Annotated in this window: 23 protein-coding genes and 1 pseudogene; 10 read left to right on the top strand and 14 right to left on the bottom strand. The window is 52.2% G+C overall.

The features are described 5' to 3' along the window. From OGV71_RS22010 to cobO, 6 genes are all read left to right on the top strand, one after another. A complete protein-coding gene (locus OGV71_RS22010) occupies window positions 1-1,371 on the top strand; it encodes an acyclic terpene utilization AtuA family protein (protein ID WP_003022951.1) in 1,371 nt (456 codons plus the stop codon). Next, window positions 1,368-1,685, top strand: a complete 318-nt coding sequence (locus tag OGV71_RS22005; protein WP_008320068.1) for a DUF4387 domain-containing protein — start codon at window positions 1,368-1,370, stop codon at window positions 1,683-1,685. Before OGV71_RS22010 ends, OGV71_RS22005 begins: the two co-directional genes overlap by 4 nt. Window positions 1,686-1,853: 168 nt before the next feature. Further along, a complete protein-coding gene (locus OGV71_RS22000; protein ID WP_057064757.1) occupies window positions 1,854-3,158 on the top strand; it encodes a dicarboxylate/amino acid:cation symporter in 1,305 nt (434 codons plus the stop codon). A gap of 125 nt (window positions 3,159-3,283) precedes the next feature. Continuing rightward, window positions 3,284-4,285, top strand: coding sequence for a glutaminase A (glsA, locus tag OGV71_RS21995; RefSeq protein ID WP_204583863.1), 1,002 nt, complete (start codon window positions 3,284-3,286; stop codon window positions 4,283-4,285). 60 nt (window positions 4,286-4,345) lie between these two features. Continuing rightward, complete coding sequence (locus OGV71_RS21990; protein WP_003022941.1) at window positions 4,346-5,998, top strand: class I fumarate hydratase; 1,653 nt, start codon at window positions 4,346-4,348, stop codon at window positions 5,996-5,998. A 9-nt stretch (window positions 5,999-6,007) separates the two neighbouring features. Continuing rightward, the gene (cobO, locus tag OGV71_RS21985; protein WP_204583865.1) at window positions 6,008-6,610 is read left to right on the top strand and encodes a cob(I)yrinic acid a,c-diamide adenosyltransferase; all 603 of its coding nucleotides are present in this window, start codon (window positions 6,008-6,010) and stop codon (window positions 6,608-6,610) included. 82 nt (window positions 6,611-6,692) lie between these two features. Here cobO and OGV71_RS21980 read toward each other — a convergent pair whose 3' ends face one another. Then, window positions 6,693-7,595 (bottom strand): LysR substrate-binding domain-containing protein, encoded by a 903-nt coding sequence (locus OGV71_RS21980; RefSeq protein ID WP_003022936.1) that lies wholly within the window; start codon window positions 7,593-7,595, stop codon window positions 6,693-6,695. Window positions 7,596-8,000: 405 nt separating this feature from the next. On the opposite strand from OGV71_RS21980, the gene cobA reads away from it, so the two are divergent. Continuing rightward, window positions 8,001-8,789, top strand: coding sequence for a uroporphyrinogen-III C-methyltransferase (gene cobA, locus OGV71_RS21975; RefSeq protein WP_003835432.1), 789 nt, complete (start codon window positions 8,001-8,003; stop codon window positions 8,787-8,789). Here cobA and OGV71_RS21970 read toward each other — a convergent pair. The 9 genes from OGV71_RS21970 to sdhC form a co-directional block, all read right to left on the bottom strand. After that, window positions 8,768-9,661 (bottom strand): PocR ligand-binding domain-containing protein, encoded by an 894-nt coding sequence (locus tag OGV71_RS21970; protein ID WP_204583867.1) that lies wholly within the window; start codon window positions 9,659-9,661, stop codon window positions 8,768-8,770. The two genes, cobA and OGV71_RS21970, sit on opposite strands and share 22 nt — an antisense overlap. Window positions 9,662-9,886: 225 nt before the next feature. Then, window positions 9,887-10,756, bottom strand: coding sequence for a succinate--CoA ligase subunit alpha (sucD, locus tag OGV71_RS21965; protein ID WP_003022929.1), 870 nt, complete (start codon window positions 10,754-10,756; stop codon window positions 9,887-9,889). Then, a complete protein-coding gene (gene sucC, locus OGV71_RS21960; RefSeq protein ID WP_003022927.1) occupies window positions 10,756-11,922 on the bottom strand; it encodes an ADP-forming succinate--CoA ligase subunit beta in 1,167 nt (388 codons plus the stop codon). Before sucC ends, sucD begins: the two co-directional genes overlap by 1 nt. Before the next feature lie 90 nt (window positions 11,923-12,012). Then, entirely contained in the window at window positions 12,013-13,236 is a 1,224-nt protein-coding gene (gene odhB / locus OGV71_RS21955) for a 2-oxoglutarate dehydrogenase complex dihydrolipoyllysine-residue succinyltransferase (RefSeq protein WP_003022925.1), read from the bottom strand. Window positions 13,237-13,250: 14 nt separating this feature from the next. Continuing rightward, window positions 13,251-16,052 carry a 2-oxoglutarate dehydrogenase E1 component gene (gene sucA, locus OGV71_RS21950; protein ID WP_003022923.1) on the bottom strand — a complete coding sequence of 934 codons (2,802 nt, stop codon included), beginning with the start codon at window positions 16,050-16,052 and terminating at the stop codon, window positions 13,251-13,253. 260 nt (window positions 16,053-16,312) lie between these two features. Further along, entirely contained in the window at window positions 16,313-17,029 is a 717-nt protein-coding gene (sdhB, locus tag OGV71_RS21945) for a succinate dehydrogenase iron-sulfur subunit SdhB (RefSeq protein ID WP_032948848.1), read from the bottom strand. A gap of 15 nt (window positions 17,030-17,044) precedes the next feature. Continuing rightward, entirely contained in the window at window positions 17,045-18,811 is a 1,767-nt protein-coding gene (gene sdhA / locus OGV71_RS21940; RefSeq protein ID WP_003022919.1) for a succinate dehydrogenase flavoprotein subunit, read from the bottom strand. Further along, window positions 18,811-19,158: a succinate dehydrogenase membrane anchor subunit gene (gene sdhD, locus OGV71_RS21935; RefSeq protein ID WP_003022916.1), complete on the bottom strand. Its 348-nt coding sequence runs from the start codon at window positions 19,156-19,158 to the stop codon at window positions 18,811-18,813. The genes sdhA and sdhD overlap by 1 nt, the downstream gene beginning before the upstream one ends. Beyond that, window positions 19,152-19,556 carry a succinate dehydrogenase cytochrome b556 subunit gene (gene sdhC, locus OGV71_RS21930; RefSeq protein WP_003831406.1) on the bottom strand — a complete coding sequence of 135 codons (405 nt, stop codon included), beginning with the start codon at window positions 19,554-19,556 and terminating at the stop codon, window positions 19,152-19,154. The genes sdhD and sdhC overlap by 7 nt, the downstream gene beginning before the upstream one ends. A 383-nt stretch (window positions 19,557-19,939) precedes the next feature. Between sdhC and OGV71_RS21925 the strand changes: the two are divergent. The 3 genes and pseudogenes from OGV71_RS21925 (at window position 19,940) to OGV71_RS21915 (ending at window position 22,759) form a co-directional block, all read left to right on the top strand. Further along, window positions 19,940-20,050 (top strand): annotated as a pseudogene (locus tag OGV71_RS21925) (hypothetical protein). A gap of 203 nt (window positions 20,051-20,253) precedes the next feature. Continuing rightward, entirely contained in the window at window positions 20,254-21,537 is a 1,284-nt protein-coding gene (locus OGV71_RS21920; protein WP_003831404.1) for a citrate synthase, read from the top strand. Between the two features lie 175 nt (window positions 21,538-21,712). Continuing rightward, a complete protein-coding gene (locus OGV71_RS21915; protein WP_086503845.1) occupies window positions 21,713-22,759 on the top strand; it encodes an AbrB family transcriptional regulator in 1,047 nt (348 codons plus the stop codon). On the opposite strand, the gene nei is transcribed toward OGV71_RS21915, so the two are convergent. Genes nei through OGV71_RS21895 form a run of 4 tightly spaced genes read right to left on the bottom strand, consistent with a single transcriptional unit; the run spans window position 22,756 to window position 25,930 of the window. Beyond that, entirely contained in the window at window positions 22,756-23,547 is a 792-nt protein-coding gene (nei, locus tag OGV71_RS21910) for an endonuclease VIII (RefSeq protein ID WP_049003266.1), read from the bottom strand. The genes OGV71_RS21915 and nei overlap by 4 nt on opposite strands. A gap of 14 nt (window positions 23,548-23,561) precedes the next feature. Further along, on the bottom strand, window positions 23,562-24,206 hold the full coding sequence (gene pcp / locus OGV71_RS21905; RefSeq protein ID WP_086503844.1) for a pyroglutamyl-peptidase I: 645 nt from the start codon (window positions 24,204-24,206) through the stop codon (window positions 23,562-23,564). A 9-nt stretch (window positions 24,207-24,215) separates the two neighbouring features. Further along, window positions 24,216-25,211, bottom strand: coding sequence for a DUF979 domain-containing protein (locus tag OGV71_RS21900; protein WP_003847337.1), 996 nt, complete (start codon window positions 25,209-25,211; stop codon window positions 24,216-24,218). After that, a complete protein-coding gene (locus OGV71_RS21895) occupies window positions 25,208-25,930 on the bottom strand; it encodes a DUF969 domain-containing protein (RefSeq protein WP_003022897.1) in 723 nt (240 codons plus the stop codon). Before OGV71_RS21895 ends, OGV71_RS21900 begins: the two co-directional genes overlap by 4 nt. Window positions 25,931-25,977 lie beyond the last annotated feature (47 nt).

Here is a 25,977-nt window from a genome sequence, read left to right as displayed (position 1 = left end):
ATGGCACGCACATTTAAGATCTTATCGCCTACGGCTATCCTGGGTTATGGCTTCCCGGAAGAAAGTTTTCGTAAAGCCATGGAAGAGTCACCGGATCTTATTGCTGTTGACGCAGGTTCCTCCGATCCTGGCCCTCACTACCTGGGGGCAGGTAAACCCTTTACTGACAGGGCCGGTGTGAAACGCGATCTGCGCTATATGATTGTGGCAGGCGTTAAGAACAACATCCCGGTAGTGATCGGCACAGCCGGTGGTTCTGGCGCAGCTCCGCATCTGGAGTGGTGTCGCCAAATAATCCATGAGATCGCACAGGAAGAAAAACTGTCTTTCTCAATGGCGCTAATTCCGTCTGATGTCGACAAAGAAATCGTTCATCAGGCACTGGATAACGGCAAAATCACCGCGCTCGATTTTGTGCCTGAACTGACTCACGAGGCCATTGAAGAGAGCACCTACATTGTCGCGCAGATGGGCGTCGAGCCTTTCCAGCGTGCGCTGAAAGCCGGTGCACAGGTGGTCCTGGGCGGACGTGCCTACGATCCGGCCTGCTTCGCCGCGCTGCCGATTATGCAGGGCTTTGATGAAGGTCTGGCGCTTCATTGCGGTAAGATCCTTGAGTGTGCTGCCATTGCCGCCACCCCTGGCTCCGGCTCCGATTGTGCGATGGGGATTATCGACGACAACGGCTTTACGCTGAAGGCGTTCAATCCCAAGCGTAAGTTCACTGAAACTTCTGCTGCGGCGCACACCCTGTACGAGAAGTCAGATCCTTACTTCCTGCCAGGGCCAGGCGGTGTGCTGAACCTGAAAGCATGCACTTTCACCCAGGTTAACGAGGGTGAAGTGTATGTCAGCGGTTCACGCCATGAAGAAACACCGTATGCGTTGAAACTGGAAGGTGCACGCCAGGTTGGCTTCCGTTGCCTGACCATCGCCGGAACACGCGACCCGATTATGATTGCCGGGATTGACACGATTCTTGAAGAGGTACAGGCAAGCGTTGCACGTAACCTCTCCCTGAATGACGACAGTATCCGCATGACGTTCCACTTGTACGGTAAGAACGGTGTGATGGGCAACCATGAGCCGATGAAAACAGCGGGCCATGAACTGGGAATTTTACTGGATGTCGTTGCGCCGACGCAGGACATCGCCAACAGCGTTTGCTCGCTGGTGCGCTCTACCCTGCTGCACTACGGCTATGAAAATCGCATTGCGACTGCGGGCAACCTCGCCTTCCCGTTCTCGCCATCTGATATTCAGAGTGGACCGGTGTATGAGTTCTCGATCTATCACCTGATTGAAGCGAGCGATGCGCTGCGTTTTGATTTCCACATTGAACAGGTGACGCCAGAAGGAGTTCAGGCATGAAACACTCAATTTGTTCACTGGCACAAGTTATTCGCTCGAAAAACGCCGGACCGTACGAACTGGTTTTAGATATTTTATTTAAAACCCGGGAAGATTATCAGCGCGTAAAACGCTCAGAGCAATTAACACCGCAGCTTATTGCCGGTTTATATAACGTTAAACCTGACTTTATTCACAATATTGTATGGTTCGATCCGGCGAATGCCGTAAAAATCGTCATGCCGCGCGATATTATTTCCGGCAACGTCGGTGACAATGATGTTTATGGTGCACAGCAACACGCACCATTATTAAGTATTGAGTTCGACTTGTAACAAAAAACACAATAACAACCATTGGGGCACAGAATTCAGCTGTATCACAGTGCTTCGAATTATTCATGCGGTTGGTCACAACAGGCGTGCGTCTGAGCTGCTGTCCAGGCTCAGGCGCACGCCACCCTACACAATTCCAATTACCAACCTTTATCCGATGGAGTACACATGAAGAAAATAAGTTTAACGAAGATGATCATATTAGGCCTGATACTCGGCATGATTGCCGGGGTGGTCATAAATAATATGGCCGCGGCTGAAACAGCAAAATCTTATGCAGCAGACATTTCCATTTTCACCACTATATTCTTACGTATGGTGAAAATGATTATCGCACCATTGGTTATTTCAACTCTGGTTGTGGGTATTGCCAAAATGGGCGATGCCAAAACGCTCGGACGTATATTTTCGAAAACCTTCTTCCTGTTTATTTGCGCGTCATTGCTGTCAATCGCGCTGGGTCTGGTTATCGTTAATATCTTCCAGCCAGGCGCAGGTATCAACTTTGTGCCACATGACGTCGGCGCTGTTGCCGCCGTTAAGTCAGAGCCATTCACGCTGAAAGTGTTCATCTCACACGCGGTACCGACCAGTATTGTCGATGCGATGGCGCGTAACGAAATTCTTCAGATCGTCGTGTTCTCAATCTTCCTTGGTTGCAGCCTCGCTGCGATTGGTGAAAAAGCCGACCCTATTGTGAAAGTGCTGGATTCACTGGTGCACGTGATGCTGAAGCTGACGGGTTACGTCATGCTGTTTGCGCCACTGACCGTTTTTGCCGCTATTTCAGGTCTGATTGCCGAACGTGGTCTGGGTGTGATGGTTAGCGCCGGGATCTTCATGGGTGAGTTCTACCTGACGCTGGGTATGCTGTGGGCGATCCTGATTGGCCTGTCTACTATGATCGTCGGGCCTTGCATCGCACGGTTAACTAAATCAATCCTCGAACCCGCTCTGCTGGCCTTTACCACTTCAAGCTCTGAAGCCGCCTTCCCGGGTACGCTGGACAAGCTGGAAAAATTCGGCGTTTCCTCAAAAATTGCCAGCTTCGTTCTGCCTATCGGTTACTCCTTTAACCTGGTCGGCTCCATGGCTTATTGCTCCTTTGCCACTGTCTTTATTGCTCAGGCGTGCAACATCGAACTGAGCATGGGCGAGCAAATTACCATGTTGTTAATTCTGATGCTGACCTCTAAAGGGATGGCGGGTGTACCGCGTGCCTCGATGGTCGTTATCGCCGCCACACTGAACCAATTCAACATTCCGGAAGCGGGTTTGATCCTGCTGATGGGCGTCGATCCGTTCCTCGATATGGGTCGTTCCGCTACCAACGTCATGAGTAACGCCATGGGCGCTGCCATTGTGGGCCGTTGGGAAGGCGAACACTTCGGCCAGGGTTGCCGTGGAACTGCGCCAGTGAAGTCACCGGAACAGGAACGCCCGGTTACCGAAACGGAAGTCGCTTTGTCCTGATACTACGTTATTGCCGGATGGCGCTTGCGCTTATCCGGCCTACATAACGTTTAACTATCCGTAGGCCGGATTAGGCGGTACGCCGCCATCCGGCATCAAGATGAGCACACCAACAGGAATGCATAATGAATAAAACAATTCTCGGCGTGAGTCTCTTTTCTTTCAGTGTCTTGTTTAGCGCAACCACATTCGCGCAAACCACGCCCGACTACGCCAAGCTGATAGAACAGGCTCATCAGAAGTACAAAAGTAATAACGATGGAAAAGTCGCCGACTACATCCCTGCTCTGGCGACCTATAGCCCGAAAAATTTTGCCATCACCATTGCGACGGTGGACGGCAAGATCTACCAGGTTGGCGATGTTAACAAACCTTTCCCAATGGAATCCCTGAGTAAAGTGTTCACCATGGCGCTCGCCATGGAGCAGCACGGTCCTCAGGTAGTGCTGGATAAACTTGGCGCCAATGCCACCGGCATGCCGTTCAACTCAGGTTTGGCCGTTGAACTGACCAAAGGCGCACCTGAAAACCCACTGGTAAACGCCGGGGCCATGAGCACCGTTAGCCTGATTGAAGCCAAAGACAAAACCGATCGTTGGAACAAAATCCTCGACAACCTGAACATCTGGGCCGATGCCACTCTCACCGTGAACGAACCGGTTTTCAAATCTGAAATGGAAACCAACCAGCACAATCAGGCGCTGGCCAAACTGATGGAATCCTATAACAGCTTCTATGGCAACACTGACGAAGCCGTTGAAATTTATACCCGCCAGTGCTCGGTGGATATCACCGTTGAGCAACTGGCCAAAATGGGTGCCGTACTGGCAAACAAAGGCAAATCTCCGTTCAACGGCAAACAGTTGCTGAATGAGAAATATGTTCCACAGGTACTGGCAGAAATGGCAATTGCCGGACTGTACGACGGCAGCGGTAAATGGCTGTACACCGTTGGCATTCCGGCGAAAAGCGGCGTCGGCGGCGGCATGGTTGCCGTTGTCCCAGGCGAATATGCGATTGCGGTCTATTCTCCGCCGCTTGATGAAGCCGGAAACAGCGTTCGTGCCCAGAAAACTATCGAATATGTCGCCGAAGCGACAAAAGCCAACGTCTTTTTAGCCAAATAACTTTACGCCGGATGGCACATTGCTTATCCGGCAAACAATACGAAGAGGTGAGAAGTAAACATGTCTAAACCATTTGTCTGGCAGGAACTCTTTGTTCAGAGTAAAGATAGTACCGAATATGAATTACTGAGTAACCAGCACGTTACGGTAACGGAGTTAGACGGAGAGGAAGTTATCAAGGTTGCACCGGAAGCGTTAACCTTGTTAGCACAGCAGGCGTTTTATGAGGCTTCATTTTTCCTGCGCGCCGGACATTTAAAACAGATTGCCAGCATTTTGCACGACCCACAGGCCAGCGGTAACGATAAGTACGTCGCATTGCAGCTGCTGCGCAATGCAGAGGTTTCAGCTAAAGGTGTACTGCCTAACTGCCAGGACACCGGGACGGCAACCATTGTGGCCTGCAAAGGACAACATGTCTGGACCGGCGGCGATGACGCCGAAGCCTTAAGCAAAGGCGTGTATACCACCTTCACCGAAAACAATCTGCGCTACTCGCAAAATGCCCCGCTGGACATGTATACCGAGGTCAATACTCAGACAAACCTGCCGGCGCAAATCGACATCAGCGCCACGCCGGGTAATGAATATAAATTCCTGTTCGTTAACAAAGGCGGCGGTTCTGCCAATAAGGCGGCGTTATTCCAGGAAACCAAATCCATTCTGCAGCCGGAAAAGCTCACCGCGTTCCTGATCGAAAAAATGAAATCATTGGGTACAGCCGCTTGTCCGCCGTATCACATCGCTTTTGTGGTTGGGGGCTTATCCGCCGACCAGACGCTGAAAGTCGCCAAACTGGCTTCAACCAAATATTACGATAATCTGCCCACCAGCGGGAACGAGCTGGGCCAGGCGTTCCGTGATACGGCGCTGGAAGCCGAGTTGCTCAATGCCAGCCGTGAGTTTGGCATCGGGGCGCAGTTTGGCGGCAAATACTTTGCCCACGATATTCGCGTAATTCGCTTACCGCGCCACGGCGGCTCCTGCCCAATCGCGATGGCCCTCTCCTGCTCTGCCGACCGCAATATTAAAGCCAAAATTAATAAACACGGTATCTGGCTGGAAAAACTCGAGCATAATCCGGGCAAATTTATCCCCGATTCTCACCGGGTAGAAAACGGCGCCCAGACCGTACAACTGGATCTGAACCGTCCGCTGCGTGAGATCCTGCATGATCTCTCCGCCTTGCCCATTGGTACACGTCTGTCGTTAAGCGGCCCGATTGTTGTGGCTCGCGATATCGCTCACGCGAACATCAAAGCGCGACTGGATAACGGTGAACCGATGCCGGAATACATGAAAAAGCATATCGTTTACTATGCTGGCCCAGCCAAAACCCCGGAAAATCAGGCCTGTGGCTCAATGGGCCCCACCACCGGCGGGCGCATGGATGGGTATGTCGATGCTTTCCAGGCACAAGGCGGCAGCCTCATTATGCTCACCAAGGGTAACCGCAGCCAGCAGGTCACTGATGCCTGTCACAAACACGGTGGATTTAGCCTCGGCAGCATTGGCGGTGCCGCAGCCCTACTGGCGCAACAGTACGTGAAGAGTCTGCAGTGTCTTGAATATCCAGAACTGGGAATGGAAGCGGTGTGGATGATGGAAGTTAAAAATATGCCCGCCTTCGTATTAGTGGATGACAAAGGTAATAACTTCTTCAGCCAGTTCGAGCAGCAGCATCGCTGCGCAACCTGTCCGGCAGGGCATTAAGGAGTTTCCATGGAAGCGCGCGCCAATAACGACAGACACCGTCAGCGTCAGCAGAAGCTGAAAGAGCAGGTTGATACCCGCGTAGCGGCGGCAACGGAGAAGAAAGGGATCCTGATTGTCTTCACCGGCAACGGAAAAGGAAAATCCACCGCAGCCTTTGGCACGGCAACGCGCGCAGTGGGTCACGGAAAAACCGTTGGCATCGCGCAGTTTATTAAAGGTCAGTGGGATAATGGTGAGTACAACACACTGCAACCGCTCGGCGTCGAATTCCATATTATGGGTACCGGATTTACCTGGGAAACCCAAAATCGGCAAGCAGATATCGAGGCGGCAACGGTTGTCTGGCAGGAAAGTAAGCGCATGCTGGCTGATGCGCATTACGATCTAGTGGTGCTGGATGAACTCACCTACATGCTGGCTTACCACTATCTGGATACGCAAGAGGTTATCAGCGCCATCGAAAATCGTCCTGCCGGTCAGAGCGTTATCGTCACAGGACGCGGATGCCATACGCGGTTACTGGAACTGGCCGATACGGTCAGTGAAATACGCCCGGTCAAACACGCGTTTGACCGCGGTATTCAGGCACAGATTGGGATCGACTGGTAGCCGTTCTTTTGCCGGATAACGATGCTAACGCTTCTTATCCGGCCTACCCATCGTTGTAGGCCTGATAAGGCATAAGCCACCCTCAGGCAGCCGATACTACGGACTTACTGAGCAACCAGTTGCGGAAAATCTGTAAATGCTCGGATTCCGATTTTTCTTCACGCCACGTCATAATAAATCGATTCCCGGTACGCATTGGAACATCGCAAGGAATGACCATATCGCCACTGTCCAGATCGTGCTGAATGGCAAAACGCGGGAGCAGCGCAACGCCCAGATTAGAGCGGACCGCCGCGATCAGCATCGATAACAAATCAAATCTCGGACCTTTATTCACCAACGGACTGCTGACATCTGACAGCGCAAACCATTCCTGCCACCCTTTGATGCGCGTGCTTTGGTGCAATAGCGGGAATTCGTTTAGTAATTCGTTTACCGCCAGTTTTCGTTCCGGTTCGGCCAGCAAACAGCGACTGCATACCGGCAGAATCTCCTCTTCAAACAGGTACTCAACCCCTGACCATGGCGAATAAAAGTCTTCGCGCATGATTGCCGCGTCATACTCTCGATTGAGAAAATCACCAATATTCGCCAGGGAATGAATGTTCACGATAATATCAGGATTAAGTTTGTTAAATTCACGCAGGTTTGGGATCAGCCAGTGCGTGCTGAACGTCGGATTCACCGCCAGCTCAATAACCTGTACCGTCGGCTGCCAGGTCATTATCGTCGTCGTATCTCGTTCAAGCTTATTTAACGTTTCTTTAACGATGCTTAAATAGTGTTTGCCCGCCGCATTTAAAAAAATGCGTTTTTTGGCGTGATTAAATAGCGCGGTATTGAGAAAATCCTCCAGTGCATTTACCTGGCGGAAAACAGCACTTTGTGTTAAAGCCAGCTCTTCAGCTGCCCGGGTATAACTTTCGTGACGCGCAACCACTTCAAAAGTTACCAGCAACTCCGTCTTGGGTATTTTTCCTCTCATAACCTCTTCCATTTGCAGCGTACAAAAATAGTTTAATTTATAAAAAATAATTCAAGACACCCAGATAAGCATCGAGAGTTATATTTTATTTTATCCATTGATGTCATTGATCCAATCCATGATTTACTCACACTGATGACGGGTAAATATTAACCAATAATACTTAAGGGAAACAATAAACACAATTTAAATAAGGTTAAACTTAAGCAAATAGTGCCAATAAGTTCTTAATAATTTTTCAAGTCATCTTGTTTATTGCAGAAAAAACTTTGCGAGATTAATCAATATTATCAATGCGATAATTTTGGATAATTTCACGTTATAACTTACGGGCAAACGACTGCTTTTTATCATTCCTTGATGTAGTTTCTGCCTTTTTTTGTTAGACGTGATAAAGGACACAATGTGAAAACTTTCGGAAAGGTCTGGCTCGTTGGGGCAGGTCCCGGTGATATTTCATTACTTACCCTCAAAGCAATGATGTGCATTAAACAGGCTGATGTCATTATTTACGATCGGCTGGTCAATCCTAAAATTTTGGAATGGGCATTACCAGATTGCCTGCTTATCAATGTCGGCAAAAACCCAGGCTTCCATTGTGTACCCCAGGATGAAATCAATGCGCTGCTTGTCCAGTATGCCCAAACTCACAATAATATTGTACGCCTGAAAGGTGGCGATCCGTATGTTTTTGGACGCGGGGCTGAAGAAGTTGAGGATCTCGTCGAGACGGGCATCCCGTTTGAAGTGGTGCCGGGTATCAGCTCAACCATTGGTGGCCTGACCTATGCCGGGATTCCGGTAACACACCGCGATTTCGCCTCGGGATTTCACGTCGTGACCGGCCATACGCGGGAGGGCAACCAACAGCAGGACTGGCGTCAACTGGCAAAACTGAATGGTACGCTGGTTATCGTCATGGGTATCGCCAATCTGGCGTTTATCTGTGAGGAATTATTGATGGGTGGAAAATCAGCAGATACGCCTGCAGCGCTTATTATGTCTGCCACCCGCGATAATCAACGCCGACTGACCTGTACGCTCGGTTCACTACTGAGCAAGGCGCAGGAAGCTAACATCCTTCCCCCTGCACTGATAGTGATTGGTGATGTGGTAACCCTGAGCGATCGGCTCTCTTTTATCCCTGAAGCCTTCAAGCTGCCAGAAAACCTTTACTGTGACAGTCTGGCATGACGAAAAGACTGGGGCGACGTTTGATGCACCGCCCGGAAAACGCGGCAAAAGTAGCTGGTTTGGGCGTATTGGAGTTTCCGGGCAATGCTGTCTATGGAATGAACGGGATCGTGCAATAACTCCCCCGCTTTTTGCATTTTTTTCTGATTCACCCAGGTTTTAAAGTTAACGCCCTGCCGTTTCTTAAAAAAACGGCTGAAATAGTTTGCGCTTAAGCAGACGTGAGCTGCTACGGATTCAAGGGATAATTCACCATACAAATTCTCATCGATATAACGCAACGCTGCCAGTAGCTTTTTCTCGTGTCGGGAAGGTTCTGTAAAATAATAACGCATGTAACTGGTCGCTGGGATAACAATCTCATCAGATTGTTGTTGTTCTGTCTCAAAATTATCAATAATAAAATTCAATAAATTTGCTGATGCCACCAGCGTATTATTATCGACTACCGCCACCTGACTCCATTCAGTTTTTATTTTTGGTTCATCCATCCATGAGCATTCATTATCAATAATGATTGTTTTATATTCCTGATATTTTGCCCGCACCTGCCCACAGAGCATAAAACCGTACAGATGCCCCTCGCGAATTAATGGCATAGAAAACAGACTTAGCCCTGCATGACAGCTGAGTATTCTGGGTTTAAGGTGTTTTAATCCTTCAAAAGCACAATACTTGTCACACTTTTGGCAACTCACACAATAGCGTTCATCCGCCCGCATTAATGTGCAGAACGAATTAAAATTATGACAATCTGAGAGAATTTTTCCGGTAACATCAACCACGACGGTGGCTAATCCAGTCGCACTGGAAAATACCTTTGCTATCGAGAAAAAACGCTGTAGGTAATTATCCTGGATTTTCAACGACACGGTATCCTCCGGCATAAATGAAATTAAAGCCGGTAATATGCAGAATTTAACCAAGAGAAAGAATGATGTTCACCGCAAAAAATAATCTCATTTATGCAGATGATTATGAGTAATTTGCAAGATTCAGATAACTAAAAATAAAAAAAGGCCATCATCAGATGGCCAACCATGTCGAAACGGGACCAGCCCTTGACTACGCAGAGAGTCAGGGCTGTTTTTTATTTATTACTTAATAACCGTTTTCAGCGCTTCGCCGATATCGGCCAGGCTACGAACAGTTTTCACGCCTGCGGCTTCCAGCGCAGCGAATTTCTCATCTGCCGTACCTTTCCCACCTGCGATGATCGCACCCGCGTGGCCCATACGCTTGCCTTTCGGCGCGGTGACGCCCGCGATGTAGCCGACAACCGGCTTGGTCACGTGATCTTTAATGTACGCAGCGGCTTCTTCTTCTGCGCTACCGCCGATCTCACCGATCATGACGATCGCTTCAGTCTGCGGATCTTCCTGGAACAGTTTCAGGATATCGATAAAGTTAGAACCAGGGATCGGGTCGCCACCGATGCCCACACAGGTGGACTGGCCGAAACCGTAGTCAGTGGTCTGCTTAACCGCTTCATAGGTCAGGGTACCTGAACGGGAAACGATACCCACTTTACCCGGCTTGTGAATGTGGCCCGGCATGATACCGATTTTACACTCACCCGGAGTGATAACGCCTGGGCAGTTCGGGCCGATCATGCGCACGCCAGCTTCATCCAGCTTCACCTTCACGGTCAGCATATCCAGCGTCGGAATGCCTTCGGTGATGGTGATGATAAGCTTGATGCCTGCATCGATTGCTTCCAGAATGGAGTCTTTGCAGAACGGTGCCGGAACGTAGATAACGGTGGCGGTAGCGCCAGTCGCTTCTACAGCTTCACGCACGGTGTTGAACACCGGCAGGCCCAGGTGCGTGGTGCCGCCTTTACCTGGCGTTACGCCGCCAACCATCTGCGTACCGTAAGCAATCGCTTGTTCGGAGTGGAATGTCCCCTGGCTACCGGTGAAGCCCTGGCAGATAACCTTGGTATCTTTATTAATTAAAACTGACATTATTTCCCCTCCACTGCGGCAACAACCTGCTGAGCTGCATCCGTCAGACTTTTCGCTGCAATAATATTCAGGCCGCTATCAGCCAGTTTTTTCGCGCCGAGTTCAGCGTTGTTACCTTCCAGACGTACCACGACCGGAACGTTTACACCTACTTCTGCTACCGCGCCGATGATACCGTCAGCGATCAGGTCGCAACGTACGATACCGCCGAAGATGTTAACCAGTACGGCTTTAACATTGTCATCTGAGAGGATAATTTTGAACGCTTCGGTTACACGCTCTTTGGTCGCACCGCCACCAACGTCGAGGAAGTTAGCCGGTTCGCCGCCGTGCAGCTTAACGATGTCCATGGTGCCCATTGCCAGGCCCGCACCGTTAACCATGCAACCGATGTTGCCGTCGAGCGCAACGTAGTTCAGTTCCCACTGCGCAGCCTGCGCTTCACGCGGATCTTCCTGAGACTGGTCGCGCATTTCGCGCAGGTCAGCCTGGCGGAACAGCGCGTTGCCGTCAGCGCCCAGTTTGCCGTCGAGGCAGATCAGGTCACCCTGCTTGGTGACAACCAGCGGGTTGATTTCGATCAGCGCCAGGTCGCGCTCCAGGAAGATAGTCGCCAGACCCATGAAGATCTTGGTGAACTGCTGAACCTGTTTACCTTCCAGACCCAGTTTGAACGCCAGCTCGCGACCCTGGTAAGGCATCGGGCCTGCCAGCGGATCGAGCGCCACTTTGTGGATCAGGTGCGGGGTTTCTTCCGCTACTTTTTCGATTTCCACGCCGCCTTCGGTAGAGGCCATGAAGACCACGCGACGGGAGCTACGGTCAACAACTGCGCCGAGGTAAAGTTCTTTACCAATGTCGGTCGCGGCTTCAACCAGAATCTGATTTACCGGTTGGCCATGAGCGTCTGTCTGGTAAGTAACCAGACGTTTACCCAGCCAGTGTTCAGCAAAAGCGCGAATGTCTTCTTTGCTGTTCACAACCTTCACACCGCCCGCTTTACCGCGGCCACCAGCGTGAACCTGACATTTCACTACCCACGGGCCAGCGCCGATTTTTGAAGCGGCTTCTTCTGCTTCACGCGGAGTAGTACAGGCATAACCCACCGGTGCCGGTAAGCCATAGCGGGCAAAAAGTTGTTTTGCCTGATATTCATGTAAGTTCATGTGTTCTGTCCATCCTTCAGGTAATCGTTATCTTTTACCCGTAGGTCTGATAAACATCCAGACCTACGGGGCAGGTGATACTCTTATTAACTACACGTCCAGCAGCAGACGCGTTGGATCTTCCAGCAACTCTTTAATGGTTACCAGGAAGCCTACCGACTCACGACCATCGATCAGACGGTGGTCATAAGACAGCGCCAGATACATCATCGGCAGGATTTCAACCTTGCCGTCTACCGCCATCGGACGATCTTTGATGGCATGCATACCCAGGATGGCACTCTGCGGTGGGTTGATGATCGGCGTGGACATCAGGGAACCGAACACCCCACCGTTAGTGATGGTGAAGTTACCGCCCGTCAGATCTTCAACCGTCAACTTGCCGTCGCGACCTTTAACTGCCAGTTCTTTAATGTTCTTCTCGATGTCTGCCATACCCAGCAGATCCACATCACGCAGGACCGGCGTGACCAGGCCACGCGGCGTGGAGACCGCCATGCTGACATCAAAGTAGTTGTGATAAACCACGTCATCGCCGTCGATGGACGCGTTCACTTCCGGATAGCGTTTCAGCGCTTCAACAACCGCTTTCACGTAGAAAGACATAAAGCCCAGACGAATACCGTGGCGTTTCTCGAACGCATCACCGTATTGCTTACGCAGGTCCATGATTGGCTTCATGTTGACTTCGTTGAAGGTGGTCAGCATGGCGGTGGAATTTTTCGCTTCCAGCAGACGCTCGGCTACGCGTTTGCGCAGACGGGTCATCGGAACACGTTTTTCGCCACGCGCGCCCAGTTGAGCCTGTGGTGCAGGTGCTGCTGCCGGCGCTTTGGCTTCGGCTTTCGCAGCCGGGGCTTTCGCCAGATGTTTTTCAACATCTTCACGCGTGATACGACCGCCGACACCGGTGCCGTTGATAGCGCTGGCTTCGAGGTTATGCTCACCCAGCAGGCGACGGATCGCCGGGCTCAGGGCATCGTTGTTCTGTTCAGCAAGAGACGCCTGCTGGCGCTGTGCCGGAGTAGAATCTTTCTCTTCAGACTTAGCGCTGGTTTCTTTACCGGTGCTGTTGCCTTCACGCAGGCGACCAAGGATCTGGCGAGAAGTGACGGTTGTTCCTTCATCTTCCAGAACCGCATCAAGAATACCGTCCGCTGATGCCGGTACTTCCAGTACCACTTTGTCAGTTTCGATTTCTACCAGTACTTCATCACGACGTACTGCATCGCCCGGTTTTTTGTGCCAGGTTGCAACCGTTGCATCCGCTACGGATTCAGGCAGGTCGGGAACAAGAATATCTACGCTACTCATTATTTATCCTTTATTTAATCGACGTTCAGCGCGTCATTTACCAGATCTTGTTGCTGCTTCTGGTGAACGGACATATACCCTACTGCCGGAGAGGCAGAGGCCGGGCGACCTGCATAACGCAGAGCTGACCCAAATGGAATTACTTCACGGAAATGATGCTGGCTGCAGTACCAGGCGCCCTGGTTGAGCGGCTCTTCCTGGCACCAGACAAAATCATGTACATGAGCAAACGGTTTCAGCGCTTCCTGCACCGCTTTATGCGGGAACGGATAGAGCTGTTCGATGCGCACAATGGCAACATCTTTTTGGTCGTTCTTGCGGCGTTGCTCCAGCAGGTCGTAATAAACCTTACCAGAACACATCACGACACGCTTCACGCCTTTCGGATCAAGTTCATCGACTTCGCCAATGGCTGGCAGGAAGGTGCCATTTGCCAGTTCGTCCAGCGTAGACACCGCCAGCGGATGACGCAGCAGCGACTTCGGTGACATCACCACCAGCGGACGGCGCATACCGCGCAGCGCCTGACGACGCAGCATGTGGTAGACCTGTGCCGGGGTAGACGGGACGCAAACCTGCATGTTTTGCTCAGCGCAAAGTTGCAGATAACGTTCCAGACGCGCGGAGGAGTGCTCCGGACCCTGACCTTCGTAGCCGTGCGGCAGCAGCATCACCAGACCGCACATACGGCCCCATTTCTGCTCGCCGGAAGAGATGAACTGGTCGATAACCACCTGCGCACCGTTGGCGAAGTCGCCGAACTGCGCTTCCCAGATGGTCAGCGTGCGCGGTTCTGCCGTGGCATAACCGTATTCAAACGCCAGTACCGCTTCTTCAGACAGTACGGAGTCCCATACGCGGAACGTGCCCTGACCGTTATGCACATGCTGCAGCGGCGTGTAGGTTGAACCGTTAGCCTGATTATGAATGACCGCGTGACGGTGGAAGAAGGTTCCGCGACCGGAGTCTTCACCCGACAGACGAACCGGAATGCCTTCGTCAACCAGCGTGGCGTAAGCCAGATTCTCTGCACCACCCCAGTCGAATAGCTTCTCGCCTGCGGCCATGGCCTGACGGTCGCCGTAAATTTTGGCAACACGCGACTGCATTTCAACGGCTTCAGGCACGGTGCTGATGCGTTTTGCCAGCTCCTGCAGACGCTTCATCTCAACCTTGTTCGGGTAGCTTTCGTCCCACTCGTGGTTGAGGTACGGCGACCAGGTGAAGGAGTGCATGTTCATTGGACGCCACTCTTTCACCACGCATTCACCAGCATCCAGCGCATCACGGTACAGATTGACCATTTCGGTCGCATCTTCCAGCGTGGCGACTTTGTCCGCTTCCAGCTTGTCAGCGTAGATTTTACGCGGGGTCGGGTGCTTTTTAATTTTCTGATACATCAGCGGCTGGGTTGCGCTCGGCTCGTCGGCTTCGTTGTGGCCGTGACGGCGGTAGCACACCAGATCGATGAACACATCGCGTTTGAAGGTATTACGGAAGTCCAGCGCCAGACGCGTCACGAAAGCGACCGCTTCCGGGTCATCCGCGTTAACGTGGAAGATTGGCGCCTGAACCATCTTACCGATGTCGGTGCAGTACGGAGTAGAACGCGCATCCAACGGGTTTGAGGTAGTAAAGCCCACCTGGTTGTTGATGACGATGCGAACGGTACCGCCCACTTCGTAACCACGCGCTTTCGACATGTTCAGGGTTTCCTGAACCACGCCCTGCCCGGTTACCGCCGCATCGCCGTGGATGGTGATTGGCAGTACTTTATTACTGCTCGGCTCGTCCAGACGATCCAGGCGTGCACGTACGGAGCCGATAACCACCGGGCTAACGATTTCCAGGTGCGACGGGTTAAACGCCAGCGCCAGGTGTACCAGACCGCCTTCGGTTTCGATATCAGACGAGAAGCCCATGTGGTACTTCACGTCACCGGTGCCGAGGTGTTCTTTATGTTTGCCCGCAAATTCGTCGAACAGTTCCTGCGGGCGTTTGCCCAGTACGTTAACCAGAACGTTCAGACGACCACGGTGCGCCATGCCCAGTACCACTTCACGGGTACCGCTGTTACCAGCGTGGCGGATCATCTCTTTGAGCATTGGGATTAACGCATCACCGCCTTCCAGCGAGAAGCGTTTCGCGCCCGGGAACTTAGCGCCCAGGTAGCGTTCCAGTCCTTCTGCTGCGGTCAGTTCGCTCAGGAAGCGTTTCTTCTCTTCGCTACTGAATGCGGCACGGCCAGACTCGATACGCTGTTGAAGCCAGCGTTTTTCTTCGGTGCTGGTGATGTGCATATACTCGGCGCCAATTGGGCCGCAGTAGGTTTGTTTCAGCGCAACAACCAGGTCGCTCAGCTTCATGGTGTCTTTGCCGCCGGCAAAAGAACCTACGTTAAAGCTTTCCTGGAAATCCGCATCGGTCAGATCGTGGAAAGACGGGTCCAGATCGGCCACATTTTCTTGCTGCCACAGTCCCAGCGGATCAAGATTCGCATGCTGATGACCGCGGAAACGGTAGGCGTTAATGAGCTGCAGGACTTTAACCTGCTTCACATTGGCATCAGGGTCGGAAATAGAAGAAGAGTAACGTGGGGTAATCAACGCCTGTCGACGGAAATAATCACGTGTTTTTGAGTGGAGTTGATCCGGTTTGACTCCGGTACCAGGTAACTGCTGGAACGTCGAACGCCAGTTAGCATCTACCGAGTCAGGGTCGGTTAAGAAGTCTTCATAGAGCTGTTCTATCCAGCTCTGGTTAGAACCAGAGAGGTAAGAAGAGTCCAACCAGGCTTTCAAAGCGCTGTTCTGCATCGTGATCCCTTAAGCATTTGTATGCTTACTTCGCCGTGGATACTACCACGCACACCGATGTGCGTGCCGGGGTTCACTTGCGAGCTCTTTTTGTTTGGCTCGCGAAGGAACCTTTAAAAACTGTCAGAGATAAGAGGCAGTTTTTAGAGGTTTCCTGCACTTATATTGCCTGATGGCGCGTAGCTTATCAGGCCTACGGGTATGTCCCTTATAGGCCGGATAAGACGTTTACGTCGCCATCGGGCAACCACTACAAAATCTTACGCACTACGTTTGAGCAGCATCGACTTAATATGGCCGATGGCGCGCGTCGGGTTCAGTCCTTTAGGACATACGCTGACGCAGTTCATGATGCTATGGCAGCGGAATACGCTGAAAGCGTCACTTAAACCTTCCAGGCGGCTGTCGGTCTCGGTATCGCGGCTATCAATTAAGAAGCGATACGCGGCCAGCAGGCCTGCCGGGCCAATAAACTTGTCCGGATTCCACCAGAATGATGGGCAGGACGTTGAGCAGCATGCACACAAAATACATTCATACAGCCCATCGAGCTTCTCACGCTGCTCAGGCATTTGTAAATGCTCACGAGCCGGCGGATTTTTCCCATTATTCAACAAGTAAGGCTTAATCTTCTCATACTGTGCGTAGAATTGCCCCATGTCTACCACCAAATCGCGCACAACCGGTAAACCCGGCAGCGGGCGAATGACAATTTTCTTGCCCGGCTGATTCAGCGCAGAAATAGGTGTGATACAGGCCAGTCCATTTTTGCCGTTCATATTCAGACCGTCGGAGCCGCAGACCCCTTCACGGCAGGAGCGGCGGAACGACAGAGACGGATCTTTTTCTTTCAGCTGCATCAATGCATCCAGCAGCATCATGTCGCGCCCTTCTTCCGCCTCCAGGGTGTAATCCTGCATATGCGGAGCGTCGTCAACATCCGGGTTATAGCGATAAACTGAAAACTCGAGTTTCATTGTCCTGTCTCCGCATTAATAAGTACGAATCTTCGGCGGGAATGCCGGGCGCAGCTTCGGTTCCATATTGACTTGACGTCGCGTCATGGATTCCGACTCTGGCAGGTACAGGGAATGGCACAGCCAGTTTTCATCATCACGTTCCGGGAAGTCGAAGCGGCTATGCGCGCCACGGCTTTCAGTACGGAAGTTTGCAGATACTGCAGTGGCGTACGCGGTCTCCATCAGGTTATCCAACTCCAGACACTCAACGCGCTGGGTATTGAACTCGCTGGAGGTATCGTCCAGACGGGCATTTTTCAGGCGTTCGCGAATCGCTTTCAGCTCTTCCAAACCTTTCGCCATCGCATCGCCTTCGCGGAATACCGAGAAGTTATGCTGCATACATTCTTGCAGCGCTTTGCGAATCGCCACCGGGTCTTCACCATTACGGTTACCGTTCCAGCGGTTCAGTCGTGCCAGAGAAGCATCGATTTCATCTTCGGTCGCATCCAGCAGGTCACCCTGCTCAGCGATAGATTCCTGCAGATGCAGACCCACCGCACGACCAAACACCACCAGGTCCAGCAGCGAGTTGCCGCCCAGACGGTTGGCGCCGTGAACCGACACGCAGGCGATTTCGCCGACGGCAAACAGCCCCGGGATCACCACATCTTCGCCCTGCTCATTCACAGTCAGCGCCTGGCCAGTAACTTTGGTCGGAATACCGCCCATCATATAGTGGCAGGTTGGGATAACCGGAATCGGCTCTTTAACCGGGTCAACGTGAGCAAAGGTACGGGACAGTTCGAGAATGCCCGGCAGACGGGATTCCAGCACTTCTTTACCCAAGTGGTCGAGTTTCAGCTTAGCGTGCGGACCCCACGGGCCGTCACAGCCGCGACCTTCACGGATTTCGATCATGATGGAACGCGCCACCACGTCACGACCCGCCAGGTCTTTCGCATTCGGGGCATAACGCTCCATGAAGCGCTCGCCGTGTTTGTTCAACAGATAACCACCTTCACCACGGCAGCCTTCTGTTACCAGAACGCCCGCACCGGCGATGCCGGTTGGGTGGAACTGCCACATTTCCATATCCTGCACCGGCACGCCAGCGCGGATAGCCATACCAACACCGTCACCAGTATTGATGTGGGCATTGGTGGTGGACTGATAAATACGGCCAGCACCGCCGGTCGCCAGCACGGTCGCACGGGCTTTGAAGTAAACTACCTCACCGGTTTCAATACACAGCGCGGTACAACCGACAATCGCGCCATCGGCATTTTTTACCAGATCCAGCGCATACCATTCTGAGAAGATGGTGGTATGGTTTTTCAGGTTCTGCTGATACAGCGTGTGCAACAGCGCATGACCGGTACGGTCTGCCGCTGCCGCAGTACGTGCCGCTTGCTCACCGCCGAAGTTCTTCGACTGGCCGCCAAACGGACGTTGATAAATTGTGCCATTGTCGAGGCGAGAGAACGGCAGCCCCATGTGGTCCAGCTCCAGAATTGCTTCCGGACCGGTTTTACACATATATTCAATAGCGTCCTGGTCACCAATGTAGTCCGACCCTTTAACGGTGTCGTACATGTGCCATTCCCAGTTATCTTCATGGGTATTACCGAGCGCAACGGTGATGCCACCCTGCGCGGATACGGTATGGGAACGGGTTGGGAACACTTTAGAGAGCAGCGCACAAGTCTGCCCGCTCTGGGAAATTTGCAGCGCCGCGCGCATACCTGCGCCGCCGGCACCAATCACAACAGCATCAAATTCTCTGACTGGCAGTTTCATTACACACCCCACACCACAACAAATCCATAAATGACGTAAACCACCAGCGCAACAACGATAGCCAGTTGCAGAATCAGGCGCACAGCCAGAGGTTTAACGTAGTCGGTCAACACCTGCCACATGCCGATCCAGGCATGAATCAAGATGGAGAAAAGTGCCAGCAGGGTAAAGACTTTGGTGAATGCCGATGAGAAGAAACCGGTCCAGACTTCATACGTCAGCTCGCCGCTGGTGGCGAAGAAACCGACCATAAAGATGATGTATAACGTCAGAACGATAGCGGTAGCACGGACCAGAATGAAGTCATGTACGCCGTTGCGTCCTAATGCGGAGGCGTTGCTTACCATACGAGGACTCCTGCGAGAAGTGAAAGCACGACAATGATAACGAAACAAATTTTGGCGGAGCGTGTCCCTGCTTCGAGGGTTTCTTCGATATAGCCAAAATCCATCAACAGATGGCGAATGCCCATTACGGCGTGATATGCCAGCGCAATCAGGATCCCCCACAGAATTAACTCCACAAAGAAGTTATTCATAATGGATGACGCGGTGAGGAAACCTTCAGGGGAGGAAAGGCTGGTACCCAATAACCACAACAGAATCCCGACCGCCACGAAGGTGATCACTCCGGATACGCGATGGAGAATGGACGCTATCGCCGTGATTGGGAACCGGATCGTTTGCAGATCCAGATTGACAGGTCTTTGTTTTTTCACATTTCTTATCATGAATAACGCCCACATGCTGTTCTTATTATTCCCTTTAGACTTCGGGTACAGAAGTTGAAGACACCTGTAGCCTGAAAGACGACGGGATTTCCTTCCTCCGGTCTGCGTGCGGGTCAGACAGCGTCCTTACTATAACTACGCGTCATATAAAACACTGCTTCCAGATGCTAAAACGACACGTTACAACGCTGGTTGGCTCGGGATTGCAGGGTATTCCGGAGACCTGGCGGCAGTATAGGACGTTCACAAAATCATTACAATTAACCTACATATAGTTTGTCGGGTTTTATCCCGAACAGTGACATAGGTCACGATAACAACATTATTTTAATTTTTAATCATCTGATTTGACAATCATTAAACAAAGTTGTTACAAACGACACCAGAAAAAGCATATAATGCGTAAAAGTTATGGGGTCACTCTTTCACCGGAGATTTAGTTATGTAACAGTGTGGAAGTATTGACCAATACCTTCAGGACAGTTATTAGTGATAGACAGGTTAAATAATTCGGATTGCTAAGTTCTTGATTTGCAGTTTATTCGCCATAAAAAGACCGTTTTACCTGCAAGCGCCCATAGCTCTGTACCCAGGTCATCCCCTCTTTCGCAGAGCGGCGAGCCAAATAACAAACTGGTAACGGTTTATTGATGCACGAAGGCAAATTTGAGTTCCGGCAGTCTTAAGCAATAAGGCGCTAAGGAGACCGTAAATGGCTGATACTAAAGCAAAACTCACTCTAAATGGTGATGCTGCTATTGAACTGGATGTGCTGAAAGGTACGCTCGGTCAGGACGTTATTGATATTCGTAGCCTTGGCTCAAAAGGGATGTTTACTTTTGACCCAGGTTTTACCTCTACCGCATCCTGCGAATCCAAAATTACTTTCATCGACGGTGACGAAGGTGTTTTGCTGCATCGCGGCTTCCCGATTGACCAGTTGGCGACCGAGTCCAACTATCTGGAAGTGTGTTATATCCTGCTGTACGGCGAAAAACCGACGCAGGAAGAGTACGACGAGTTCAAAACCACAGTCACTCGCCATACCATGATTCACGAGCAGATCACGCGTCTGTTCCACGGTTTCCGCCGCGACTCTCACCCGATGGCCGTTATGTGCGGTGTCACCGGAGCGCTGGCAGCGTTTTATCACGACTCGCTGGATGTAAACAACGCGCGTCACCGTGAAATCGCCGCCTTCCGCCTGCTGTCCAAAATGCCAACCATGGCAGCGATGTGCTATAAGTATTCCATCGGGCAGCCGTTCGTGTACCCGCGTAACGATCTCTCCTACGCCGGTAACTTCCTGAACATGATGTTCTCTACGCCGTGCGAAAAATACGAAGTGAATCCGATTCTGGAACGCGCAATGGATCGTATCTTAATCCTGCACGCTGACCACGAACAGAACGCCTCAACCTCTACCGTACGTACCGCGGGCTCTTCTGGCGCTAACCCGTTTGCCTGCATCGCGGCTGGTATCGCTTCCCTGTGGGGACCGGCACACGGCGGCGCAAACGAAGCTGCGCTGAAAATGCTGGAAGAAATCAGCTCTGTTAAACACATTCCGGAATTTGTTCGCCGCGCGAAAGACAAGAATGATTCCTTCCGCCTGATGGGCTTTGGTCACCGTGTTTATAAAAACTATGACCCGCGCGCTACCGTCATGCGTGAAACCTGCCACGAAGTGCTGAAAGAACTGGGCACCAAAGATGATCTGCTGGAAGTGGCGATGGAACTTGAGCACATTGCGCTCAACGACCCATACTTCATCGAGAAGAAACTCTACCCGAACGTAGACTTCTACTCCGGCATAATCCTGAAAGCGATGGGTATTCCGTCCTCCATGTTCACCGTTATCTTCGCCATGGCGCGTACCGTTGGCTGGATTGCACACTGGAACGAAATGCACACTGACGGCATGAAAATCGCCCGTCCGCGTCAGCTGTACACCGGCTACGACAAGCGCGATTTTAAATCTGATATTAAGCGTTAATTGTCTGCCGGATGGCGCCAGCGTCTGTCCGGCTTGCAGTTATAAACGCTCCCAGGCCGGACAAGGCGGTAATGCCTGTATCCGGCCTGTTTTTATTTGATCCACATTATTTTATTCTTATCGTGCTTTCTCTATGATTTACTGAGATTTCTCACATTTTACTCAGGAGCATGGGATGCCTGTTTTGCAGTGGAGCCTGTTGTTTGTGCTATCGCTCCTGCTTTCCCTGCTCTTTCTGTTTATCCATCTTCCAGGACCATTGCTGCTCGGTTCGATGATCGTCGGCATCATCTTCAGTCTGCGCGGCATCACTCTGCATCCTCCCCGCTGCACATTTCTTGGCGCGCAGGCGATTCTCGGCTGCATGATTGCCCAAAATCTGACCGGTTCAATCTTCACAACCCTTGCAGCCCACTGGCCGATGGTGATTGTTATCCTGCTGGCAACCCTTATCAGCAGCGCGGTAATTGGCTGGCTGCTGGTTCGCTACAGTACTTTACCGGGCAACACCGGCGCATGGGGCTCTTCCCCAGGCGGCGCAGCGGCCATGGTGGCGATGGCGCAGGATTATGGTGCCGACATCCGCCTGGTGGCGTTTATGCAGTATCTGCGCGTACTGTTGGTGGTCGGCGCGGCAGCGCTGGTCACCCGGCTGGTGATGGGCGACCAGGCCCAAACGGTCAGTGAACAAATCATCTGGTTTCCGCCGCTAAGCGGCAATCTTTTCAGCACTCTGATGCTGGCAGCCGTTGCCGGCACGGCTGGACGCTTACTTCGTATTCCCTCTGGCGTCATGCTATTGCCGATGCTGGTGGGTGCCTTGCTGAATGCAAGCGGAGTGATGGTGATTGAACTGCCGGAATGGCTACTGGCGATAGCCTATATGGCCATCGGCTGGCAAATCGGCCTGGGCTTTGACAAGCAGATATTTTTAATGGCGCTGCGCCCTTTGCCGCAGATCCTGTTGTCCATTTTTTCACTGATGGCGATCTGCGCCGCTATGGCCTGGGGACTGGCGCATTACATGCAGATTGATTTTCTCACTGCCTATCTGGCAACCAGCCCAGGTGGCGTGGATTCTGTCGCGGTGATTGCCGCAGGAAGCCACGCTGATATGGCGCTCATCATGGCGATGCAAACCCTGCGACTGTTCAGCATTTTGTTAACTGGCCCCGCAGTCGCGCGGTTTATTTCGGTGCACGCGCCAAAACGGCCCGCTTAGTGCTGACATCCCGGACACCAGTAAAAAGGTCGCGAAGAGAGCATCGTTTTCTCGATAGTCCCACCACAACGCTCACAGGCTTCGCCGTCCCGATGAAAGACCTTGAAGCGAAACAACGCACCGTGATGTTTATTCTCATCGACCAGCCCGCGGGTATTATAAGACAGGCGCGGAATATCAAGCAGCGCATGTGCCAGTTGATCCAGTTGCTCATCACTAAGCTGCGACGCTTTATGCTGCCCGGTCAACCCAACCTGCCAAAGGATCTCTACCCGCAAGTAGTTACCTAATCCCGCCAGAAAAGCCTGGTCCAGTAGCAGACCAGAAAACTGGCGATTGCAAAAACGCGGAGATAACAGACGCGCTTTAACGTCATCGGGCGTTAAACGTAAATCCAGTACATCCGGCCCTACCCGTTGCAGGAACGGGTGGGTGGCGAGCTGTTCTGGCGTCAGCATTTCGATATCAGACGCGCTATACAGCAGGATAGTTTTGTCTTGCGTTTGCAATCTGACACGGAGTACCCGCGAGGTCTGCGGGATGTTGCCCGTATCCACCACTCGCCACACGCCATAGAGCTGATTGTGACTGTACAGCGTCAGGCCATTGGAAAAATGGGTCAGTAATGCTTTCCCTCGCGTTTCAAGCTGGGTAACACTCTGCCCAATTAGTTGAGATTCATACGGTTTTAACTGCTCAAAGGCAAACCAGACTTCCGTCAGGGGTTTGCCTTTGACTGCCGCCTCCAGGTTATCCGCCGCGCGGCGGATCTCCGGGCCTTCAGGCATAATACTGTCCTTTGTTAATGTGTTGCGCCGCCCGTCACTGCGATATCGCTTTCCACCTGCAAGGCGGTGGCAATTGCGACTTCCAGCGCCCGGCGTACTGTTTCAGCCGCCATACTTGGCGCCCCGGGATGCTGTGCGGCCTGTTGCGGCAAATAAGGGATGTGAATAAAGCCGCCCTTCACCGCCGGTGCGTCGCGTAGTTTATGCAGCAGGCCATACATCACGTGGTTACACACGAAAGTGCCAGCGGTCTGGGAAACCGAAGCCGGAATTCCCGCGTTGCGCATAGCCACAACCATCGCTTTGATCGGCAGCGTGCTAAACCATGCCGCTGGACCATCGGCTACAACCGGCACATCTACCGGCTGTTGCCCCTGATTATCCGCAATACGCGCATCGTCAACGTTAATCGCCACGCGTTCCACGGTGATATCCGTGCGACCACCCGCCTGCCCCACCGCCAGAACCAGCGATGGCGACAGCGCATCAATCGCGCCATTGAGTACGGCAAGAGACTCGCCAAAGACGCACGGCAGTTGGCGGGCAACGACGCGGCATCCACCGATGATAACATTATCGAGTCCCGAGACCACTTCCCAGGAAGGGTTAACTGACTCGCCGCCAAAGGGTTCAAATCCCGTGATGAGTACTGTTTTCATCCTGTCACCTTACAAGAACATCAGGAAATACATCAGGAACACGTTGACCAATAGCAGCAGTATGCCGGTTGGCACCTGCGCTTTAATCACCGCATTTTTGTCCGGTAGTTCCAGCAGCGCAGCAGGGACAATGTTAAAGTTCGCCGCCATCGGCGTCATCAGTGTCCCGCAATAACCGGAGAACATACCAATCGCCGCCATTACCGCCGGATTACCGCCGTGTTGCAGAACAAGAATCGGAATACCAATCCCAGCGGTCACGATCGGGAAAGCAGCAAACGCATTACCCATCACCATAGTCAGCAATGCCATACCGATGGTGTACACCGCCACTGCGATAAAGCGGCTATCCACCGCCAGATATTCCTGCGTCAGATATGAAATACCGCTGCCTACGCCCGCTGCCGTAAACAACAGCCCAAGCGTGGCCAGAATCTGTGGCAGGATGAACGCCCAGCCGATGGAGTCCAGCAGACGGCGCGCCTCCTGGATCGGTTGATGCACCCGCTCATGGGTCATTTTTATTGCCATCGCCAGGCCAATCAACGAACCTGCGGTCATGGAAAAAAGCGTCACCAGCGTGGCGTGATTACCCGGCCCAAACAGCGCATCCTGTAAGCCCGGAATATGGTTGAACATCAGCACGCCAATAACCGTTACCACCGGGATCGCCAGCGCCGGGAAAAAAAGGCGGTTGCCCAGGCGACTGGCACTTTCTTCGCGTTGTTGCTGCGTCCGTTGATGGTAACTTCCCAGCTTCACGCCGCCAAAACCGGCGATCAGCGCCAGGACGACCACCGCAATACCGACGGCAATATGCACCGCGCGCTTGTCGCCAAACAGCGAGAATGTCCAGTCGCCAAGCAGAAACAGTACGCCGTATATGCCCCAAAACAGGCCAGTGGTGAAACGACGCGGGTTCGCTTTATCCTGCCAGGACATGACAGCCACAATCAGTAATACCGCGCCCGCCAGCCAGTAGAGATAGCTTTGTTGAAAATTCATTGCGCTTCCCCTTTCGCTGCGGCATTCGCTTTCGCCACCTCACGTTGCAAATAGCTATCCAGACGCCACAAACGTGTGCCGTGGATCAGGAAAGCACAAATTGCCGTTGGGATCCCCCACAAGGCGATATGCAGCGGTTCGGTCTGGATCCCACCAGACTCCAGCATAAAGTTATGCATGAAGATGATAGCGCCGAAAGCAACAAAGATATCTTCACCGAAAAACAGCCCGACGTTATCGGTCGCCGCTGACATTGCGCGCAGTCGATAGCGTACCGCCCCAGGTATCTCGCCGTGATTTTTCTCAGCGGCCCCTTCCGCCATCGGCGCCAGCAGTGGACGCACCATTTGCGGATGCCCCCCCAGACTGGTGAGTCCTAATGCAGCGGTCGCTTCGCGAATGAACAGATAGACAATCAGCAGGCGGCCACTGGTGGCGCTGCGGATTTTTGCGATCCACGTCTGCGCACGCTCTTTCAGACCGTGACGCTCCAGCAGGCCGATTACCGCCAATGGGATCAATAAGATAAATGGCAGGTTGCGGGTGTTAAGAAAACCTTCACCCAGTTTCTCGAGAATAGTGGCGATCGGCATATGCGCCGCCAGTCCCGTGACGATCCCGGCAATAATAACCACCAATACCGGGTTAAAACGTAAAAGAAATCCGACCACAATGACGGCGATCCCCGTCAATGGCCAGAGAGAAATAGCCTCTCCCATAATTAAATCCCTTATGTTGTTGTGTAATATATTATTGTTTTGTATGA

This window comes from Citrobacter sp. Cf088 (assembly GCF_030334295.1).
In the GTDB taxonomy this organism is placed as follows: domain Bacteria; phylum Pseudomonadota; class Gammaproteobacteria; order Enterobacterales; family Enterobacteriaceae; genus Citrobacter; species Citrobacter freundii.
The sequence above is the reverse complement of the archived record's forward strand: the minus strand, read 5'-3'. Positions and strand labels throughout refer to the sequence as shown.

What these genes read in the sequence shown, in the direction of transcription:
- OGV71_RS21990 (WP_003022941.1), top strand. Translation starts at nt 4,346, where the DNA reads ATGTCTAAACCATTTGTCTGGCAGGAACTCTTTGTTCAGAGTAAAGAT.
- OGV71_RS21980 (WP_003022936.1), bottom strand. Translation starts at nt 7,595, where the DNA reads ATGAGAGGAAAAATACCCAAGACGGAGTTGCTGGTAACTTTTGAAGTG.
- OGV71_RS21895 (WP_003022897.1), bottom strand. Translation starts at nt 25,930, where the DNA reads ATGGGAGAGGCTATTTCTCTCTGGCCATTGACGGGGATCGCCGTCATT.
- OGV71_RS21900 (WP_003847337.1), bottom strand. Translation starts at nt 25,211, where the DNA reads ATGAATTTTCAACAAAGCTATCTCTACTGGCTGGCGGGCGCGGTATTA.
- sdhD (WP_003022916.1), bottom strand. Translation starts at nt 19,158, where the DNA reads ATGGTAAGCAACGCCTCCGCATTAGGACGCAACGGCGTACATGACTTC.
- cobO (WP_204583865.1), top strand. Translation starts at nt 6,008, where the DNA reads ATGGAAGCGCGCGCCAATAACGACAGACACCGTCAGCGTCAGCAGAAG.
- OGV71_RS22010 (WP_003022951.1), top strand. Translation starts at nt 1, where the DNA reads ATGGCACGCACATTTAAGATCTTATCGCCTACGGCTATCCTGGGTTAT.
- OGV71_RS21920 (WP_003831404.1), top strand. Translation starts at nt 20,254, where the DNA reads ATGGCTGATACTAAAGCAAAACTCACTCTAAATGGTGATGCTGCTATT.
- glsA (WP_204583863.1), top strand. Translation starts at nt 3,284, where the DNA reads ATGAATAAAACAATTCTCGGCGTGAGTCTCTTTTCTTTCAGTGTCTTG.
- nei (WP_049003266.1), bottom strand. Translation starts at nt 23,547, where the DNA reads ATGCCTGAAGGCCCGGAGATCCGCCGCGCGGCGGATAACCTGGAGGCG.
- sdhB (WP_032948848.1), bottom strand. Translation starts at nt 17,029, where the DNA reads ATGAAACTCGAGTTTTCAGTTTATCGCTATAACCCGGATGTTGACGAC.
- sucC (WP_003022927.1), bottom strand. Translation starts at nt 11,922, where the DNA reads ATGAACTTACATGAATATCAGGCAAAACAACTTTTTGCCCGCTATGGC.
- sucD (WP_003022929.1), bottom strand. Translation starts at nt 10,756, where the DNA reads ATGTCAGTTTTAATTAATAAAGATACCAAGGTTATCTGCCAGGGCTTC.
- sdhA (WP_003022919.1), bottom strand. Translation starts at nt 18,811, where the DNA reads ATGAAACTGCCAGTCAGAGAATTTGATGCTGTTGTGATTGGTGCCGGC.
- odhB (WP_003022925.1), bottom strand. Translation starts at nt 13,236, where the DNA reads ATGAGTAGCGTAGATATTCTTGTTCCCGACCTGCCTGAATCCGTAGCG.
- OGV71_RS22000 (WP_057064757.1), top strand. Translation starts at nt 1,854, where the DNA reads ATGAAGAAAATAAGTTTAACGAAGATGATCATATTAGGCCTGATACTC.
- OGV71_RS21915 (WP_086503845.1), top strand. Translation starts at nt 21,713, where the DNA reads ATGCCTGTTTTGCAGTGGAGCCTGTTGTTTGTGCTATCGCTCCTGCTT.
- sdhC (WP_003831406.1), bottom strand. Translation starts at nt 19,556, where the DNA reads ATGTGGGCGTTATTCATGATAAGAAATGTGAAAAAACAAAGACCTGTC.
- pcp (WP_086503844.1), bottom strand. Translation starts at nt 24,206, where the DNA reads ATGAAAACAGTACTCATCACGGGATTTGAACCCTTTGGCGGCGAGTCA.
- OGV71_RS22005 (WP_008320068.1), top strand. Translation starts at nt 1,368, where the DNA reads ATGAAACACTCAATTTGTTCACTGGCACAAGTTATTCGCTCGAAAAAC.
- sucA (WP_003022923.1), bottom strand. Translation starts at nt 16,052, where the DNA reads ATGCAGAACAGCGCTTTGAAAGCCTGGTTGGACTCTTCTTACCTCTCT.